The organism is Streptomyces yerevanensis, from assembly GCF_000716805.1.
In the GTDB taxonomy this organism is placed as follows: Bacteria; Actinomycetota; Actinomycetes; order Streptomycetales; family Streptomycetaceae; genus Streptomyces; species Streptomyces flaveus.
The window spans coordinates 1-264 of record NZ_JNWJ01000272.1; the positions used below are offsets into that span (position 1 = coordinate 1).

Here is a 264-nt window from a genome sequence, read left to right on the forward strand (position 1 = left end):
GCGTCCAGCGTGGTGGCGTCGGAGTCCACGGCACCGGTGCAGGACATGTCACCCACCGTGCGGTAGCGCACCAGGCGCTTCTCGACACTCTCACCGTCCCTGGGGCCGCCCCAGTCACCGGCGGTCAGCCACATGCCACCGCGCCGGAACACCTCACGCTGGTGGGCGAAGTAGATCTGCGGGAGTTCGATCTTCTCCCGGGCGATGTACTGCCACACGTCCAGCTCCGTCCAGTTGGACAGCGGGAAGACGCGGACGTGCTCG

At 67.8% G+C, this 264-nt stretch carries 1 protein-coding gene; it reads right to left on the minus strand.

All coding sequences use genetic code 11. The annotated features are described in order from the left end of the window. The coding region (locus tag OP79_RS49390; protein ID WP_033329967.1) for a phosphoadenosine phosphosulfate reductase domain-containing protein at positions 1–264 on the minus strand (264 nt) is incomplete at both ends.